Source organism: Pseudoalteromonas sp. XMcav2-N, from assembly GCF_024124545.1.
Lineage (GTDB): Bacteria > Pseudomonadota > Gammaproteobacteria > Enterobacterales > Alteromonadaceae > Pseudoalteromonas.
Genome location: NZ_JAMXSF010000011.1, coordinates 70067 through 90030 on the forward strand (window position 1 = coordinate 70067; position 19964 = coordinate 90030).

Below are 19964 nucleotides of genomic sequence, written 5' to 3' on the forward strand. Positions count from 1 at the left end.
CTGTTATCTTACGCAGCGTTAGCCGCTGGCTTGCTAGCCACCAGCCAGTTGGCTGTGGCTCAACCACTGACGCTGGAACGTATCTTTGATGACCCAACGTTAGCGGGAAAGGCGCCCGTTAAACTGAAGTTTTCACCCGATGGTACGCGGGTGACTTACCTGCAGGGAAAAGTAGACGACTACAACCGGTATGATCTGTGGGAATACAATATTAAAGCTGACACCAATCGACTACTGGTGGATTCTCAGGCACTTTTCTCGGGCCCAGAAACATTGTCTGATGAAGAAAAAGCACGCCGTGAACGACAGCGCATCTTTGGTCGCGGGATCCTGGAATACAAATGGTCAAAAGATGGTAAAGCACTGCTTTTCCCACTCAATGGGGATCTTTACTATTACGAACTAAGCACAGGTAAGAGCCGTAAGCTTACCAATACCGAGGCCTTTGAAACCGATGCCCGTTTTTCACCTAAGGGCAACTATGTTTCCTTTATTCGTGAACAAGACTTGTATGCACTGGAGCTGGCAACCGGTCAAGAGATCCGTCTAAGCAAAGATGGGGGCGGCGTCATCAAAAACGGCATGGCTGAGTTTGTCGCACAGGAAGAAATGGGACGGATGACGGGCTACTGGTGGGCCGGCGATGAAAGCAAGATTGCCTTTACCCGCATTGATGAAAGCCCGGTACAAGAAGCCATTCGCAATGAGATTTATGCGGACGAAGTTAAGCTTTTTAACCAGCGCTATCCTTTCACCGGCACAGATAATGTTCGCATCGATCTGGGTGTGGTGACACTGAACAACCAAAAAATTGATTGGGTCGACCTTGGTAAAGACAAAGACATCTACATCGCACGCGCAAAATGGTTGGAAGATGACACAACCTTATCTTATCAATGGCAAAATCGTTCTCAACAAAAGTTGGAACTCAGATTCTATAACGCCAGCAACAAACAGCAGCGCGTTGCCCTGACAGAAACCAGTGATACCTGGCTGAACCTGCATTTTGACCTGCACTTTCTTAAAGATAAAAAGCACTTTGTCTGGGCGTCGGAGCGTGATGGCTACAAGCACCTCTATTTGTATCGCACCAGTGGCCAGCTGGTTCGTCAGCTGACCAAAGGAGAATGGGTCATCGATAAGCTACAGGGCATCGATGAAAAAAAAGGCCTGGTGTATTTCTCAGGCCGTAAAGACACCCCATTAGAAAGCCATTTATATTCAGTCCCTCTATTCAAGAAGGGCAATATCAAGCGGATCACTGAAGCCGGCGCCTACCATAAAGTAGTGATGGCCGAGGATAACCGCACCTTCATCGACAGTAAGTCCTCTGTGAATCAGCCTGCGTCTGTATCGCTGCGTAAATCCAATGGTGAGTTCATTACCTGGCTGGAGCAGAACAAACTGGATGACCTGCACCCACTGACGCCTTTCCTGAACGATCTGGCGACGCCCGAGTACGGTACTCTCAAAGCTGAAGACGGCCAGGTGATGCATTACCGCCTGTTTAAACCAAAGCACCTGGAAAAAGACAAAAAGTACCCAGTGATCGTTAATGTCTACGGGGGCCCACATGCCCAGCGTGTTACCAACAGTTGGCGCAGTAAAAATCTGTATTTCCAGTACATGGTGCAGCAAGGTTACATTGTCTTCCAGTTAGACAACCGAGGCTCGTATAACCGGGGTAAGCGCTTTGAAGACCCTATCTATAAACACTTAGGGGAAGTGGAAGTCGCCGACCAGATCCGTGGTGTAGAGTTTTTACGTACACTAGATTATGTCGACCCTGCTCGAATTGGTATTTATGGACACAGCTACGGTGGTTATATGGCGCTGATGACTATGTTCAAAGCTGGCGACTACTTCGCAGCCGGCGTATCTGGTGCACCGGTAACCGACTGGGCTCTGTACGATACACATTACACAGAGCGTTACCTTGGGCACCCTGAAACCAATGCTAAAGGTTATGAGCAAAGTGCCGTCTTCCCGTATGCTGACGGCCTCAAGGGACCTTTGATGATCTACCACGGTATGGCAGATGACAATGTACTGTTTACACACGCCACCAAACTGTTCAAACAGTTACAGGATGAAGCCAAGCCATTTGAGATGATGACTTACCCGGGCTCCAAGCACAGTCTGCGCGGTAAGAAAGTGCAAACCCATTTACATCAGACGATTACCAATTTCTTTAATCGTCACTTTGAGGTGAAATAATTCAACATGCGGGCCTGTGTTGGCTCGCACGCCACCCTCCTGCATCCAGCTGTGGTATTCGACAAATAGCTAATTGCCTAAATCTTTCCTCGCTAAATATATTATTCACTTGATTTAGAACAAATTTCACCTGCACTTTTATTGCAATATAGACAATTAAAGTCCGTTCAGCGCACAATCTTGTGCCTTCAAGAGGAGCCACAGATATGGCATTTCTGAGACAGTTCACCATTTTTGGCCGCCTTGCAATGCTGGTGGGAGTCGTCATTCTGGGTTTGGCTGCACTGGGTGTGATGAATCTGCAACAGCAATATCAGGCACTGAGCGAACAGCAATATGAAAAAACTAAAAACCTGGTGGAAACCGCGCACAGCCTGGTTACCCATTATCATCAGGCCATGCGCCAGGGCATACTCAGCGAAGATGACGCCAAAGCCGCTGCACTGGATGCGTTGAAAAACCTAAGATACGATGAAAACAATTATTTCTGGGTCAATGATCATTTCCCTCGCATGGTGATGCACCCTTTTAAGCCGCAGCTCAACGGACAGTCGGTCAGAGACAGTAAAGATCCCGACGGTGTGGCATTATTTCAGGAAATGGTGGCGGTTGTAGACGCTCAAGAAGCTGGCTTTGTTCCCTATAAATGGCCTAAGCCAGGTAAATCCGACCCGGTCGATAAGATCTCCTATGTAAAAGGCTTTGCGCCCTGGCAATGGATCATCGGCTCCGGCGTTTATCTGGATAGTATTGACGTGCAATTTGCGCAGCTGCGCAATCAAATGCTTTTCAATATTCTTGCTCTCCTGGTCGTGCTCATTGCACTTAACTTCTTTATCAGCAATAGCATTTTACAACCCATTCGCACCGCCTCTGACATGATGCGTGATATTTCTCAGGGGGAAGGGGATTTGACACAGCAACTTGATGAACATGGCCGAGACGAAATCTCCCACCTGTCGCGTTTTTTCAATGCCTATACCGAAAAAATGCGCAGCTCGATTGCCTCTGTTGCCAATAATGCAACCGAAGTAGAAGCCCTTGCTAACCGGGTCGACAATACAGGCGAAGTCAACCTGGAGTATATAGAAAGGCAGAATGACAGTAGCCGTCAGGTTGCCACAGCTGTCGAGCAAATGAGTGCTCAGATACAAGAGATAAGCCAGCATGCCGAAGCCGCTGAACAGGCTGCAGGAGAAGCGATGCATACCAGTGAAACGGGCAAAGCCACGATTGCTACAACCATTGATGCCATAGGTACGCTCTCTGATACCATTGAGGAAGTCAGCGTTGTGACACAGGCGCTGGCCGAAGAAAGCCAGCATATTGGCTCAGTACTGGACGTGATCCGAGGTATTTCAGAGCAAACTAATCTGCTGGCGCTCAATGCTGCAATTGAGGCCGCACGTGCCGGGGAGCAAGGTCGCGGGTTTGCGGTAGTCGCCGATGAAGTGCGTACACTGGCGAGTCGTACCGGACAGAGTACCGATGAAATTCAGGCCATGATAGAGAAGCTACAAAAAGGTGCTCAGGCAGCCGTGGATGCAGTACAAAACAGCCAGCGCCTGTCAAACAATACGGTCAGCCAGGTACATGATGCCGAACAGGCACTGAATGAAATTGAGCGGCTGATCACCGTGATCCTGGACATGAATGGCCTGATAGCCCGAGCAACGGAGGAGCAAAGCAGTGCAGCAGCCGACGTCAATGTGCGCATTGGCGATTTGTCGGACGCCACCCACCACTCACTGGACACTACACAGCACTTGTCTGAGGCCAGCAAGGAGCTGAAGCAGGCAAGCCATCAGCTTGCCCTGATTGTGGAACGCTTTAAGGTTTAGCGGCAGTAACGCGCAAACAAACTACTCACGGTTGCGGCTGTCGGCTTACCATGCTGCCAGTCACCGCCTTCAACACCACTGCCGGCAATGTCCATGTGAACATACGGCAGAGGTAGCTCAGCATCACAGCCATGTTTGTCCAGACCGCCAACAATTGCCAAAAAGGCCATTGGAAACTGGTGACCACGGGCAGTAACTGCTGACGGTGCGTTGTTACTCGACAGTACGTCATCTGCCAGAGTGCGAGGCTGAACAAAGTCGTAGTCCTCGCGGCGACTACGCGACACTTCAGCGCAGTCAGCCCACAAATCACCTAAATCGGCAAGCTGGCGAGATACCTGTTGGGCGCGTGCCGGACCATTTTCAACATAGGCGCTATATGGACCCATTGCGCGTGCTGCGTGGCCAGTAAGTGTTGCTACGGTAAAGAGTTCCGGGTTCACCTCATGCTTGGCCAAATCTTTTAGCTCGCTCAGCAGATCACCCATTGCCAGACGCCCTTCAGCATCGGTATTGCCAATCCGTACTTTAACCCCTTCACGGCAGGTGATTATCTCATCCGGAACAAAACAGTCAGAGCCAATTGAGTTACGTACCACTGCCAGGTAGGCAATCACTTTAACGCCTTTAGGCTGGAAGTCTGCCACAGACTTCATAAAGCCCGCCACAGAAGCCGCACCACCTTTATCTCGGCTCATCCCGGCCATAAAGCCACCGACTTTGAGATCAGCACCACCCGTATCATACACCAGGCCCTTGCCTACAAACATCAGCGTACGCTCTACCTCTCCTTCTGGTGTGTATACCAACTTCACCACTCGCGGGTGATGACGCTCTACCGCATACGATGCGCGGGCAACGGTACCCAGCATAGGATAGTCCTGATCGATAGTCGCAGGATCTGCCACAACTTCAACACTAACACTTGTGCCCTTGAACAGCTCAACACAGTAATCTGCAAACTTAGGGGGAGCCATACGCTCAGGCTCTGTACCACACAAATCACGGGCCGCATACTGACCCGCTGCAATGGCATTAAGCTGTCGACACTGTTCTTCACTTGCTCCCAGCAGCGCGATTGATTCGACGGGCTCAATGGAAGGGCCACGGTATTCACGTGCCTCAAGAGGCTGCCACAGTGCCTGACAGGCTCCCAGGTAGGTCACTTCAAGCGCATTCTGATATCGAGCTTCACCGGGTACTCCTGCAACAACCAGAACAGGTTTAACAGCACCTGAGGCCTTAGCTTCCTGGATACCCGCTTTGCCCGCCTCAAAAAAGCGACGTACATCGTCATAATCACGGTTAAGAGGGCCTGTCGGTGACACAATAAGGCGCTTGCCAGGCACACCTTCAGCCAGTAGTACACTCGCTTTGGTGCGTAGTCGTGCATCAACAGCCAGGTAAGGTGCCGCGGCGCTATTTAGCTCAGAAAAAGCGAGTTCAGACACATCGGAAGTGACGACGATGACGGCATCGGCGTCCTGAATTTGCCAGTCATTGACCGACAGAGCAAGAGGGAAAGACATATAATCAGCCCTTGGTTATTTTAATCCTGAGCTGATTATCGGTTATTTACTGGCAAGAACCAAGACTATCAAGGTGAATAGGTGCTTAAGCACAGGATAATGCGCTATCACGTTGAATAGCGCTGACACTCAGCACCTTTCCACCCTGCTCCTGTCATTCAGTCGGGCTGCGATGTCGTCTCAGTGTCTTTTTGTAACTTGAGTTTACTGACCACAGACCAGGCTTCAAGCATGACCAGTACACTGACAACAAGTACCACAATATCGAGGCCAACCAATAGCCAGTTACCCTGTTCATAGTATTCACCCAGCTTGATCACCCCGGCGAAGAAAGCCATCAGAATCACAAAAGTCATGGGGATCAGGGTAAACTTGGCAGGGCGACCCAGTTTAATCAGATACACAGAAATTACCAGTAAAGTCAGACTTGCGAGGATCTGGTTGGTGGAGCCAAACAGTGGCCAGATAATCATACCGCCGCTACCCGATGCCCCACCGGCACCAAATGCCAGCAACAAGCAACACCCGACAGCAACCAAAGTTGCAAGTACGCCATTTTTCAGAGCATTCAGTTGGTAGATCTCTCCCCATTCCTGAATAATATAACGCTGTAGGCGTACACCAGAGTCCATCGTGGTACCCGCAAATAACACCACCATCACCGCCAGCAGGGTCGAAGCGATTTCCACCGATAATCCCCAGCCATTGCTGATCAGATTCGCGCCCCCCTGAATAAAAGCGCCCACACTACCAGCGCCAAGGTGACTGTATATTTCATGCCACTCTTCAGGCGATACCGCCAGCATAACACCACTTACGGCCACCAAAGTGATCAGAGCCAGCGACCCCTCACCCACAGCCCCCAGATAACCAACAAAACGGCCATCCGTCTCTTTGTCTAGCTGTTTGGAACTGGTGCCAGAGGATACAATTCCATGAAATCCGGATACGGCTCCACAAGCGATAGTGACAAACAACAAAGGAATAATACTCGGTGTATCCACTGCCGTCTGAGTATTAAATGCCGGCGCCGTAATATCAGGCATCACCACAAACACCGCACCATACAACAGCACCAGACCGACCAGCAGTTGCATGCCATTAATGAAGTCTCTCGGCTGCAGCAACATCCAGACAGGTAATAAAGATGCAACGGCGGCATAAATAAACAAGATAATGATCCAGTTTGCTTTGTCGGCCAGACCAAACAACTCACTGGGCAGTGCCAGCGGCATACCCGACCCCACATAAATACTAGCATACAAGATGGCGACCCCGATCACACACAAGGGCACCAACGGCACCTGGCGTTTGAGCAACTGGCCAATGACCAGTGCTACTAAAATCGCAGCCCACGCGGGGAATACCGCACTGGGGTTGGCAACAAAAGAGTTGGCAATCACCACCCCGAATACCGCATTGACCATCAACAGGACCAAAAAGACCACAATCATAAATAATGACCGGGTGCGTTTTCCTATCACAGTTTCAGACAGGGCACCCATAGACTTGCCTTTGTGACGGGCACTGGCCCAAAGGGCACCCATATCGTGCACACCAGCAAAAAAGATGGTGCCAAACACCACCCACAAAACGGCTGGCACCCAGCCCCAATATACTGCTATGGCTGGGCCAACAATAGGCGCCGCCCCGGCTACAGATGTGAAATGGTGTCCCCAGAGTACGACTTTGTTGGTTGGTACATAGTCGACTCCGTCGTTTAACTCATGCGCCGGTGTCACGAACTTATCGTCCATTTTAAATATTTTTTCGGCGATGAACTTTGAATAGACAAACCAGCCAAACAGCATACCCAGTATGCCAAACAGCACGATCATGATTGACTGCATTGTATTCCCCCTGTTGTTGTCCTGTTGTTGTTATTTATAGTCTCTTTATATCTGTTCGTTATTGCTCAGCACACAACCCGCTCAGTCATACAACAGACAAAAGTCACTAAAGCACAGTTATACCAATTTGTTTAATTAAGTGTTCTATTTTGAGGCGAGAAAATATCGTTAATAACACCGCTCTCGCGTCCTGCTATCGCTGAGGCAACTACATCCATATAGGCGAGGCAAAAATTTCGCTATTTAGTTGTTCTAAATGAGAAATTTTTAACACCGTTAGCGGCATGTTTGCTCCTTCAAATTGAACAGGTATTAAGTGAAATTGGTATTATTATCGTCTCACCATCAGGTTTAGCCTCGCCAGTGAGATTAAACACATCTGGCAACGGGCCATAACCCACGAAACGACGTTTCTGTTAAATCGGTTTGCTAATACCCTAGCACACAGGCGTATAATCGCAGAGTAGTGACACAGTTATCTTTTAGTCTAAGGTCGGAACGTCAAACAGGCCTAATTGGGCCTGGCCGGATGAACTCTCACCTAGACCCAACTGAATGCCGATCAGCCTGACCGGTTTACTGCCAAAGCGTTCTACAGCCTGCTCCAGCAAGGTGAATAGCACGCCCTCATCAATCTCATGATACTGGCATTCTTTGGTGGTTTGCGAAAAGTCATAAAACTTTACTTTAACGCCCAGCTTATTAAAGGTTCTCGTCCCGCGATAGGGCTCAGAACGCCGGTGTAGTTCAGGTAATAAACGCTGGCGAAGAATCTCTTTTAGCGCATCCAGGCTTTGAATGTCTTTTTCAAACGTGGTCTCAACCCCTACTGATTTACGAACACGCTCAGTTTCTACTTTGCGCTCGTCTATCCCCTGACAACGCCGCCACAGTACATCACCAAATTTGCCGAAGCGATCCGTCATCTGTGCGCGACTCATGGCTTTAACATCCCGGCCATATTGCAGCCCCATAGCCAGCAGTTTTTCATGGGTGACTTTACCCACACCCGGAATTTTTTTCAGTGGCAGTGTATCGATAAACGCAGCCACGTCATTGGGAGTGATCACATACTGGCCATTGGGTTTGTTTTCATCACTGGCAATTTTGGCCAGGAATTTAATGGGAGCAATCCCGGCAGAGGCGGTTAAGCCTGTTTCGTGAAAAATGTCACTGCGGATCCGCTGAGCAATTAATGTGGCGCTTCCCTGATACAAAGCGCATTCCGTTACATCCAGGTAGGCTTCATCCAGGGACAATGGTTCAATCAACTCGGTATAGCGGGCAAAAATTGCTCGTATTTGCGCCGACACCGCTTTGTAAACTGACATCCGGCCCGGCACAATCACCAGCTCAGGGCACAACTGTTTGGCCTTATAGTTAGACATAGCTGAGCGCACCCCATATTGGCGGGCAATATAATTGGCTGTCGACAGCACACCACGATGGCTGTTCCCTCCAATCGCAATGGGAACATCCGCAAGCGCAGGGTTGTCTCGCATTTCTACGGCGGCATAAAAGCAGTCCATATCAACATGGATAAACTTACGCATGATCTCGAAGACTGGTTATTTATACAGTTATTATGTGCAAAGAATCTCACTATGGCAATACGATTGAATATTTTTTGTCACCACATACGATCTGTATTTTATTTGGAAATACTCTAAACTGGTCAGACAATGCCTGCGTATCTATCGCTTACTAAGCCGATACGCCAGACCTATTCAACACAAGGAGCATTTATGAAGTACAGCCGCCTGGGTCATTCCAATTTAGAGGTGTCACGTGTCTGTCTGGGCAGCATGACATGGGGTGTGCAGAACAATCAGCACGACGCCGATGAGCAAATTAACTATGCACTTGCACAGGGTATCAATTTTATCGATACCGCAGAGATGTATGCCGTTCCTCCCTCGCCTGATACCTATGGTAAAACCGAGGAAATTATCGGAGACTGGTTGCGTCGTCACCCGGAAAAACGCCAGGATATCGTCATCGCAACCAAAATTGCGGGCTCGGGATTAGTCTGGATCCGCGGTGGTGCGCCTATCTCGGCAGAGGCCATAGTGCAGGCTGTGGATGCCTCACTAAAGCGCTTACAAACCGACTACATAGATGTTTACCAGTTGCATTGGCCAAACAGAACATCCCCACACTTTTCCAAACACTGGCCGGGGATGATCACTTTCAGTGATGTGTCTACAGAGCAGCACAAAGCAGACATGCTTGAGATCTTGAAGGCCCTAAAACAGTGCATCGATGCAGGTAAAATTCGCCACTGGGGACTGTCTAACGACACACCATGGGGGATCAACACTTACCTGCAGTTGGCACAACAGCACCAACTACCACGGCCCGTTTCCATTCAAAACGAATTCAACCTGCTACATGCCAAAGACTGGCCATATATTATTGAGAACTGCGTGCATGAAGACATTGCTTACCTGCCCTGGTCACCTATTGCAGGCGGTGCATTGTCAGGCAAGTATCTGGGCGGCGCAAGGCCGGAGGGCTCACGTTGGACCTTGATCCAGCGCAATGGCCTCTTCCGTGATACCCAGTTTGCCCAGGAAGCCACTGCCGCCTACCTGGAGATTGCCAAAGAGCATCAAATTAGCGCCGCACAACTCGCACTTGCCTGGTGTAATCAAGTCGATGGCGTCACGTCGACTATCATAGGCGCAACCACCATGGCGCAGCTAAAAGAAAATATCAAAGCATTCGATATGAGCCTGCCGCCAGAGGCATTAGCTGAGATTGATACGGTACTTAAGACTTACCCGCTGCCCTATTAACACGTACCCGAACAAACACATGCCCGGCTGAGCCTGCTGGGCATGTTTGCCTTCTCTAAATGTGCTAGAATCGGCGCTTTTTGTGGACTTAAAAATGCGCGTTCTTAATCCAACCCCTGCGACGCCTTTGCCGGGCAGTTGCTTTATCCGCCCGGCAACACGAGCAATCATCACCAGTCAGTCGCGAATATTGCTACTCTATACACAAAGATATGACGACTACTCTTTGCCTGGTGGTGGTGTTGATGAAGGTGAATCTCTGACCGATGCGCTAGTACGTGAAGTCAAAGAGGAAACGGGTGCCCGTACCGTCACTAACGTGGTTCCTTTTGGTGTTTACGAAGAGTATCAACGCTGGCACAAACCGGACTATGATACTGTCCATATTATTTCTCATTGCTACGTATGTGATATTTGCGGTGAATTTGATGAGCCCGAGATGGAGCACTATGAAGTAAGTAATGGTATGCAACCACAATGGGTTGAGATTGCTCAGGCAATTGCGCACAACGAACGTGTGCTGGCCAGCAGCGATAAACAAGGACAATCATTACTGCGTGAAACGCGGCTACTGCGGATGATTGCAACTGAGCTGATGCAACTGAACTTTTAACAAAGGACAAGGTCATATCTGTGTTTTGAATATAAACCAGAATCATAAAAATAATACACTAAGGAAAAGTGATGCGTTCGTGGGTCGTTGCAATTGTTGTGTCTGTTGCCAGCCATCTGGGCTTGTTGTGGCTACTTGCTCAGCACACTGCGTTTGTCCCCACTATCCCCCCTACCAAAAGTATTAAAACGTATCTGGTGGTCGAACAACCAAAAAAAAGCACGCCAATGGTTGCTTCAGACCCTGATACTAAAGAACCGGAACCCGCACATGACGCAGAGGAGTCTGCAGAGCAATTAGTGGCACCGAAAGAGCCATCCTCTACTGTCAAAGCAGTGGCTGTAAGCCCGATCAAATCAGTCGCTGAGAACAAAGCCACAGAGACGGCGCAATCGCTGCAACAGAGCGAGGCGTCGGGCAATACAAACAAAGACCAACCGTACAAACACATCGACCCCGCACTTGGGCTGTCTCGCCTGCGTTTGCAACAGCAGCAGCTCAACCAGCAAATAGCAGGAGACGCGCCCACAGGACAGCCTCAACCTCATCGCCTGGGTGTGCCCAAATCACACCATCTCAGAAATCAAACACTGCGCCAAGTCGAATCTCAAAACCAAATTTTTACAGAATATCGCGAGAGAGACCGGTGCTACAAAGAAGTTCAGGGCGATCCCAATAACCCACCCCCCGAGGGGTTTGCCAAGAACTGGCTCACGATGAGCAGCACCTGCGACAAAAATGCCATCACGGATGCCTATGATGCAGCGATGGGGAAATGGTTGGACAAAAACCGCTAACCCTGATGGCACTTGTTTCGTCATTTTAGGTTGGCGAGTGCACTCAGATCAAAACAATGCCTGCTTTAACTCGCAACCTGTCCATAAAGCGATTAATATTTAGCAGATAACCCGCCATCATTAGGCAAGTCAAGGAGTTAGTATGAGCATTAAGCGGATAAATCAGTTCTTTAACCCCCGCTCGGTGGCTGTGATTGGCGCTTCCAGCAACCCTGATAGAGCAGGTAACGTCGTGATGCGCAACTTGCTGCATGGCGGCTTCAAAGGCCCCATCATGCCCGTCACGCCAAAGTACTCAGCCGTTCAGGGAGTGCTCGCCTACCCGACGATCGCCGACTTGCCACAGGTACCGGATCTGGCTGTTATCTGTACCAATAAATCCACTCTTATACAGGTACTGACAGACCTCGCAGAACGGGGGTGTAAAAATGTCATCATTGTCGCAGCCGGGCTGGATAGCGACCAAAAGGCACGAGTACAGGCACTGGCAAGAGAAAAACAGATCACCCTGCTTGGCTCTAACAGCCTGGGAATGCTGGTTCCCCACCTGGGGCTGAATGCCAGCTTTTCTCACACCACCGCTGATGCAGGTAAACTGGCCTTTATCTCCCAATCTGCTGCGGTGTGCTCAACCATACTGGACTGGGCAAAAAGCAAACACATCGGGTTTTCTTATTTTATCTCTTTGGGCGACAGTCTGGATATTGACTTTGACGAATTGCTCGATTTGTTTGGGCGGGACGCAAAAACCAAAGCCATCTTACTGTACATAGACAACATCAAAGACGTCCGCCGCTTTATCTCTGCTGCACGGGCTGCAGCCTTCAGTAAACCCGTGATCGCAACCAAGACTGGCCGTACTCAGGCAGGTGCGCAAGCTGCAATGATCCATACTGGCGGGTCAACCTCGGACGACGCGGTGTACGACGCGATGTTTCAGCGCGCGGGCATGCTCAGGGTCACCGATCTGAGGGAGTTGTTTGCCGCCACGCAAACTTTGGCGCTGCATCCTAAACTGTTGCAAATCGAGCATCTGACCATTCTCACCAACGGTGGCGGCCCGGGTATCATGGCTGTGGATACCTTATTACAGCGCAGTGGCAAGCTCGCGGAGCTCAGTGACAAAACCATCGCGGCGCTCAATGCCGTGATCCCTCAGTCCAACCACACCGCGAATCCCATCGATATTTTCGGTGATTCTGCTCCCCACCGCTACAAGCAGGCACTTGAAATTTTACTCAAGGCCGATGAGGTTAAAAACCTTTTGATCATTCACACACCGTCAGCGCTCGCCCCCAGTGAAGCTTACGCAGAGATCATTGCCCAAACCCTCAGTACCTTGCCCAAAATGGCCCGTCCTTTTGTCATGACCAACTTTATGGGTGAAGAGGCAGCGTATGAAGCCCGTGACGTCTGTGTCCGACACGGTATCCCAACCTACCGCACACCGGAAGGGGCGGTTGGTGCGTTTATGCACTTAATCAGCTATCGTCGCAACCAAAAGCACCTCACTCAGACACCGGAATCAGTCAGCCAGGATGAACTGATCAACAGCGCCCATGCCAAAGCACAGACAGATGCCTTCCTGAAACAAGATCTCACTCAGCTCTCCACTCACCAGGCCGGTAAAATCCTCTGCCACTACGGGATGGAGTGCATAGATACAGACATTGCGTTAACACCCAGTGAAGCAAAAGAACAAGCACAAATACTCGGCTTCCCGGTTGCACTCAAGCTAATTAGTCCAAGCATCCCGTCTAAATCTGAAGTAGGTGGCGTGGTCCTGAACCTTAATGATGCAGATGAGGTAGAACAAAGTGCATTTGCTATTCTGCTGCGTATCAAGCAAGCCTATCCAGATGCCATCATCGAAGGTTTCTCGTTGCAAAAAATGGCGCCCCGGGCTGGTAGTCAGGAACTGCGCATCGCCGTCAAAACCGAACCGGATGTCGGCCCTGTTATTTTGCTGGGCGAAGCGGGTACCGGGTTCAATTTTAATCAGGCTGCCGTCGCTCTGCCCCCACTGAATATGAATCTGGCCAAATATTTGATAGCCGCGGCCTATGACAAAGGCGTATTGAAAGAGCGCCTGCTACCAGAGAAAGTCGACAAATATCGTCTCTGTGCACTGCTTACCCGCGTCTCACAGCTGGTCGTTGATCAGCCGGATATTCAGGCAGTGGAACTCAACCCAATCCTGGCCACGGATGGACACTTTTTAATTCTGGATGCCAGCATTGACTTGCAACGATATGAGCCCCTTCCCGGTCGCAAGCGACTGGCCATCAAACCTTATCCCAAAGAGTGGGAACGCGCGGTTACTCTGAAGAACGGGGTTGAAGCACACCTGAGGCCGATTCGCCCGGAGGACGAACGCAACCACCAAGAGTTCGATCAATCCCTCAGTAAAGAAGACAGATATCGTCGATTTTTTGGTGAGCTTCCCCAGTTTACCCACGAACAATTGGCTAAAATGACACAGATAGATTATGACCGTGAAATGGCGTTTATCATTACCGAGCCATACAAAAGTGCCCAGCGCACTCTGGGCGTTTCCCGGGTGCTCATGGACCCAGACAACTTACTTGCAGAGTTTGCTGTAGTGGTGCGCTCCGATTGCCAGGGCCTTGGCCTGGGTAAGTTACTGATGGAAGCTGCTATTGCCTATTGCAAGCGTCAACGGGTGGGATGTATTGAAGGGATCACTCTACCGGAAAATACCGGTATGATCGGACTGGCTAAAAAGCTGGGATTCGCTGTCAGCAGGGATTTTGAAGAAGGGACTGTTGTTATGAAAATGCCACTGACAGTTCAGTAACACAAGACAACCTACTATCACAAGGTGAACAGTACATTTATGGATCTGACACTCAGACAAAAAACCGCAGGACTACTGGAAGCCAGTGGTCGATTCAGAAAAGCCGGACATACAATTGATGTATTCCTGATCACCTTGATCATTGCCAACGTGATAGCCATTGTACTTGAATCCGTGCCTGCTCTGGCCACTCGCTATCACAGTTTATTTTTCTACATCGAAGTGATCTCAGTCGCCATTTTTACCATTGAATACCTGCTGAGGTTATGGTGTTGTGTGGATAAGCTCGAATTTAAACACATCTCAGGCAGCAATATTAGAAAACGCCTGCGTTATGTGTTCTCTCCTTTAGCCATTATCGATCTGCTGGCAATTCTTCCTACCCTGCTAATGGTGTTCTTCTCTTTTGATCTGCGCTTTTTACGGGTATTCCGGTTGCTACGTATCTTTAAACTTACCCGTTACTCCCGCGCAATGCAGTTACTGCTGGCTGCATTCAGAGAAGAAAGCAGTTCACTCCTTGCCGCTTTTTTTATTATGTCACTGGTGCTGGTTGTGGCCTCGTGTGGTATTTATCTGATCGAGCACGATGTACAGCCCGACAAGTTTGGATCTATCCCTGCCGCTATGTGGTGGGCTATGGCCACCCTCACAACTGTAGGTTATGGTGACGTCGTACCCATTACGCCATTAGGGCGCTTTTTCGGTGGTGTGATCACTTTGCTGAGTATGGGGATGGTCGCTATTCCCACAGGTCTGCTGGCATCAAGTTTTGCGGATCAACTCAGAAAGCGTCGGGATGCATTCAACGAAGCGGTTCTGCACTCTCTGAGCGACGGTAAGGTCGATGAACAAGAAAAAGAGCACCTGGAAGCCCTGCGAATTGAGCTGGGGCTCAGTGCCGTAGAAGCAAATCAGGCCATTAAAATAATGACCAGCCAGCGTGTGCACGACCACTATTGCCGCCATTGTGGTGGCAAGTTATAGACGCAATCTGGCCCGCTTTATACGGGCTACTGCATATCACTAATATGGTTAACTGGCCCGGGTAAAGACCTGGTGCCAGTTACGCATTAATAATTCGCCGGCCTCCGGTGCCGGTAATGCCTTACTGAATAAATAGCCCTGAAAACGCTCACACCCCAACATCCGCAGGAAAGATAACTGTTCCATATGTTCTACCCCTTCGGCAACACAGTACTTACCCAGGCTATGCGCCAGTGACAGGGTCGAGTGAATAATCACTTCATGCTCTTTATCCCGGCCAATGTCGCTGACAAAACTACGGTCAATTTTAAGTGCATCGACTGGATATTGTTTGAGATAGGTCAGTGATGAATAGCCTGTGCCAAAATCATCCATATAGAGACGGCACCCCAGAGCTCTGAGTTCATGCATCCGCGAAATGGCCTGCTGAGCGTCTGCCATCATCACGGATTCCGTAATTTCAAATACCAGATAACGGCCATCAACCTGATTGCGTATCAGGATTTCCTTGATCCGCACCAGTAAGTCATCATACTGAAAATCCAACGCCGACAAATTGACCGAAATATACAGTTCAGGATGAGATGCATGCCATTGTTTCAGATCAGCAAGTGCACGCTCCAGAGTCTGAAGCATAACCCGGGTAATAATCCCTGTCTGTTCAGCAGTATGAGCAAGCTCTTCAATACTGTAGCTGGGATCTTGTGGCCAGCGCAACAGCACTTCAAAGCCTTCTACTGACATATTGCTGGCGTTAATGATAGGCTGGTAATGATTGCGAAACGCTTCTTCCTGATAGGCCTTTAACAAAGCTTGCTCTATCGCCAGGGCACGCTGCACTTGTTCATTTATTTCGCGATGGTAAAACTGATAGTCAGTCATCAGAGACTGCCTTGCATGGTTCAGGGCCGTTTCGGCAGCCTGATTCAGGTCAAACGCATCGCAGGCATCTTCCGGGAACATCGCAATACCCAATTTCGCTTTAACATGTACCTGTTGCTGTTCAATCTCAAAGCCTTTTTCGAAGCGCTCAAGCAAACAGTGGATATAGCGCATTACCTGCTCCACGCCCGTAAGCTGCTCCATTAATATATAGAAGTCTCTTTCATTACCAATTGCCAGGCTATCGACTTCGCGAAAACAACACTGAAGATTGGTCGCCAGTTTCTGAGTCACTAACGCTAGAAAGTCATTGCCGTAGGTGTCAGCAAAACGCTGCAATCGACTAAATTTAATCGCGATGATGGCCAAGGGCTGCCGTGACAAACGCGCTTGCTCAATCGCGTGCTGCACACGGTCCATAAATAGCACCTTGTTTGGCAGCTTTGTCAGGGCATCATAATTTGCCAGCTGGTAAAGTTCTTTCTCTGTGCGTTTTTGCTTGCTGATATCAGTCAGCACCAAAATGTAGTGTTTGTCTTCTGTGGCACTGATTTTAAGCAGTACTTGCCGCTTTTCACCACTTGGCAATCGCAGTGTCTCTTCTGCAACATACAACTCACCTACCTTCAGTTTGCTGATCTCACGTAAATACTTCATTCTGACATGACGTTCAAGGCCCAGTGTCACACTGGTACTTGAGGACGGCGCCTCACTGACAGAAAAAGCACTTTGCAAAGCTTTATTGCAGGCCAGGATCCGCAAATGCTTGTCAAAAATCATTACCCAGTCTCGCGTCTGTTCAAACGCCGCACCAAATAGAGTTGCACGTTCCTCAAATACCCGCTCTCGCGTCAGGTTAGTGTAGGTTCCGGCAACCTGTACCGGCACCCCATCCTGCCAGGACATCACTTTTCCGTAGTCTTTATACCAGCGCCATTGCCCGTTGATGTGCCGTAGGCGATAGGTACAGTCAATAAAGCCTTTTTCTGTCGACACAAATTCAAGCCATTCAATACGAAACAAAGCGCGATCCTGAGGGTGGATCAGCTCAAGATACTCATCTAATACAATACTATCGTTGCTATAACCCAGGTCGCTAACCAATCGCGGCTGATAAACAAGGTGGCTGCCGGACTGCCAGTCCCACACTCCTGAATTGCTCCCTTCCAGGGCCATCTTAAGACGGGTTTCACTGTTTTGTGTTTCACGGTGAGCAGCCAGGATCATGCCTGCGACTTTGTTCTTCCTGTGAACCCAAAATGCAAATAATGCTGCGCCCAGTAGCACATAACAAAATAGCGCCCATGGTGCGCGCCACACAGGATAATGCACGGCGATTTCTAACTGCGCAGGCGGGGTATAATCGCCCGTCAATGGATCTTTCGCCCACACCTTCAGGCGGTAATTACCCGGGCTAAGCTTAGGAAACACCACTCGATTACTGTTGCGACTGAGAATACGCTGCTCACCTGAAAGTTGATACTCATAGACTATGCGCTCCTGTAACGTGAACGCCATGGCTGAAAACGAGACTTCCAGACCAATGTCATCGTGGTTGAGTTCAATATAGGAAAACGATTTAAGACCGGAAGGCAGAATATCCCGAGACATCAAGTCCACATCTGTGATATTAACCTTGCTTAACAAAGATTTAGTTGGGCGATGCACTTCGGGATCAAACAAAGTAAAGCCCTGTAATGAACCGTAGCCAATACGACCATCCGCAAGCTTTACAGAGGCTCCACCGTTAAATTCATTGCTCATCAACCCATCAGCCGTTGTAAAACCCTGAAGGTGAAAGTTATCCGGGTCCAGCCGCCAGATCCCCTGATGTGACGACATCCAGATCATACCCACATCATCCTGGACCATTTCGTACAGAATATTATTGGTCACAGTGTGCTGCTCATTTGGCATGGGCAACAACTCATATCCATCAGCAGTTAGTCGTACCAGGCCATGCCTGGCGAAAGACAACCATAAAACATTGTGCTTATCTATGGTGTAGCTTAGCAGGTCGACTGCACTTTGTTTGTGCGCCTTGGGTACCTGATAAATCTCAACCAGTCTGTGTGCCTGGGTGTCATAGCGAAATAACCGACCTTCACTGTAAAAGACCGGATCCTGCGGGTGCGTGCTGAGAGGCTTATAAAAGCCGTAACTCAGGAAAGGGTCAAACCGATCAAACTCCTCTCCCAGCTTGGTCAACCTGGCTGTATTAATATCAAACACATAAAAACCGGTTTTCTCATCCACCAGATACAGCTGCCCGTCACCTACAATCACAGCCCCTTTGACAAATCCCGACAATACCGACGTGGCCGCTTCATCCTGAGCCTGAGGCCGATAAATCTCTTCAGAGTGTGGTTCAAACACAAACAAGCCACGGTTACTGCTAAGCCAGAGCTTGTCCTGATAGTTCAGCAACCCAAAAATAGTGAACTCGGGATAAAAGCCGTCCCCCAGAAAACCGGCCAAATACTGTTCTGACTCACGGGACTGAGGATCGTAACGGGTTAAGCCATCTCGAGTCCCTGCCCAGATATAGCCATCGTACTCGACCAGCCCCCAGACAGTACCTTTAGAAAAGCGGCCCTGAACATTACCCGGGTGGACGTTGTCAAACCCCTGGGATTCAGCGGGCAAATAAAAAGCACCGTCTTTTTTCGTTGCAATCCAGATCCCTCCAAAGTCATCCCGGATAAAATAGATCACACTGCTATCTGAAACGGCATAACGACTGTCGGTCAGGCGCATATCACGCTGTACTTGACCACTGGCGATATCATAGTGCATTAACCCCAGATCTGTCCCAAGTAAGAGCTGTGTACCATTACGTTCTATTTGCCAGATATTGAGCTCTTCGATAAGGGTTTTATACGGAACCTCAGCATCAAAATCGCGGCGCAAAGCGGCTATATCTAATTGATACATGCCTATGACGGCACCCAATATCAGGGTGTTGTCATCCAGTAAATGCAGAGATTTGGTATTGGTTTGAAAAGGGTGCGTGATCTGATCTCTGTGCTTAAGCGTACGCAGTTCATCCGTTTGAATGTTATATACAAACAAACGTTCTGCAGATGCAATAAAGAGTAAATTCTCATGTTTAAGCAGGCCGCGTACCGCCAATTGTGGATCTTCTACCGGCAACCTTATTTCTTTAGTGATTTCACCGGTCCGAGTATCCATTACAGCAACATTTTGTGCTCGTCCCAACCAAAGTTCATGTTTACTCTTACTGAGCATCTGGAATACGCTATTCTCAAAGTAGTCTTCTTCTGACTCAGGAGCAGAGGTATAACGACGATAGCTATCTTGGTCAGGATCGTAGCTAAACAGTCCAGCTCGCCCTGAGGCAATCCAGATAAGGCCACTTTCATCCTGATATATGCGGTCTATCTGCATTTTATTCAGGTCCTGATTAGGCCCTCCGACCTCCAATACCTGATAACCGTCATACCGATTCAGTCCACCTTCCGTTGCCAGCCAAAGGTAACCGTTATCATCTATCAGTAAGGTATTGACATAGCTTTGAGACAGCCCTTCTGCGGGAGACAAGCGTGCTACCTGTGCCTGAGGCACAGACGCAAATATAAGAAGGATAAAACTGAGGATTATTCGCAACATAG

General features: G+C 49.3%; 11 protein-coding genes. 7 read left to right on the top strand and 4 right to left on the bottom strand.

The features are described from left to right. Together NH568_RS14915 and NH568_RS14920 are read left to right on the top strand one after the other, a co-directional pair. Positions 1–2217 carry a DPP IV N-terminal domain-containing protein gene (locus NH568_RS14915; protein WP_253048632.1) on the top strand — a complete coding sequence of 739 codons (2217 nt, stop codon included), beginning with the start codon at positions 1–3 and terminating at the stop codon, positions 2215–2217. Between the two features lie 206 nt (positions 2218–2423). Further along, entirely contained in the window at positions 2424–4058 is a 1635-nt protein-coding gene (locus tag NH568_RS14920) for a methyl-accepting chemotaxis protein (RefSeq protein WP_253048439.1), read from the top strand. On the opposite strand, the gene NH568_RS14925 is transcribed toward NH568_RS14920, so the two are convergent. From NH568_RS14925 to dinB, 3 genes are all read right to left on the bottom strand, one after another. Then, complete coding sequence (locus tag NH568_RS14925; protein WP_253048441.1) at positions 4055–5587, bottom strand: leucyl aminopeptidase family protein; 1533 nt, start codon at positions 5585–5587, stop codon at positions 4055–4057. The two genes, NH568_RS14920 and NH568_RS14925, sit on opposite strands and share 4 nt — an antisense overlap. Before the next feature lie 158 nt (positions 5588–5745). Then, positions 5746–7437, bottom strand: coding sequence for a carbon starvation protein A (locus tag NH568_RS14930; protein WP_138550099.1), 1692 nt, complete (start codon positions 7435–7437; stop codon positions 5746–5748). Positions 7438–7919: 482 nt separating this feature from the next. Next, on the bottom strand, positions 7920–8990 hold the full coding sequence (gene dinB, locus NH568_RS14935; RefSeq protein WP_253048443.1) for a DNA polymerase IV: 1071 nt from the start codon (positions 8988–8990) through the stop codon (positions 7920–7922). Positions 8991–9182: 192 nt separating this feature from the next. Between dinB and NH568_RS14940 the strand changes: the two genes are divergently transcribed. The 5 genes from NH568_RS14940 to NH568_RS14960 all read left to right on the top strand — a co-directional run bounded on the left by NH568_RS14940 (position 9183) and on the right by NH568_RS14960 (position 15450). Then, positions 9183–10235 (top strand): aldo/keto reductase, encoded by a 1053-nt coding sequence (locus NH568_RS14940; protein WP_253048445.1) that lies wholly within the window; start codon positions 9183–9185, stop codon positions 10233–10235. Positions 10236–10329: 94 nt separating this feature from the next. Continuing rightward, a complete protein-coding gene (locus NH568_RS14945) occupies positions 10330–10848 on the top strand; it encodes an NUDIX domain-containing protein (RefSeq protein ID WP_253048447.1) in 519 nt (172 codons plus the stop codon). A 71-nt stretch (positions 10849–10919) separates the two neighbouring features. Beyond that, positions 10920–11645 (top strand): hypothetical protein, encoded by a 726-nt coding sequence (locus NH568_RS14950; RefSeq protein WP_253048449.1) that lies wholly within the window; start codon positions 10920–10922, stop codon positions 11643–11645. 142 nt (positions 11646–11787) lie between these two features. Continuing rightward, a complete protein-coding gene (locus NH568_RS14955) occupies positions 11788–14463 on the top strand; it encodes a bifunctional acetate--CoA ligase family protein/GNAT family N-acetyltransferase (protein WP_253048451.1) in 2676 nt (891 codons plus the stop codon). Positions 14464–14502: 39 nt separating this feature from the next. Beyond that, complete coding sequence (locus tag NH568_RS14960) at positions 14503–15450, top strand: ion transporter (RefSeq protein WP_253048453.1); 948 nt, start codon at positions 14503–14505, stop codon at positions 15448–15450. 48 nt (positions 15451–15498) lie between these two features. On the opposite strand, the gene NH568_RS14965 is transcribed toward NH568_RS14960, so the two are convergent. Continuing rightward, positions 15499–19962, bottom strand: coding sequence for an EAL domain-containing protein (locus tag NH568_RS14965; RefSeq protein ID WP_253048455.1), 4464 nt, complete (start codon positions 19960–19962; stop codon positions 15499–15501). Positions 19963–19964 lie beyond the last annotated feature (2 nt).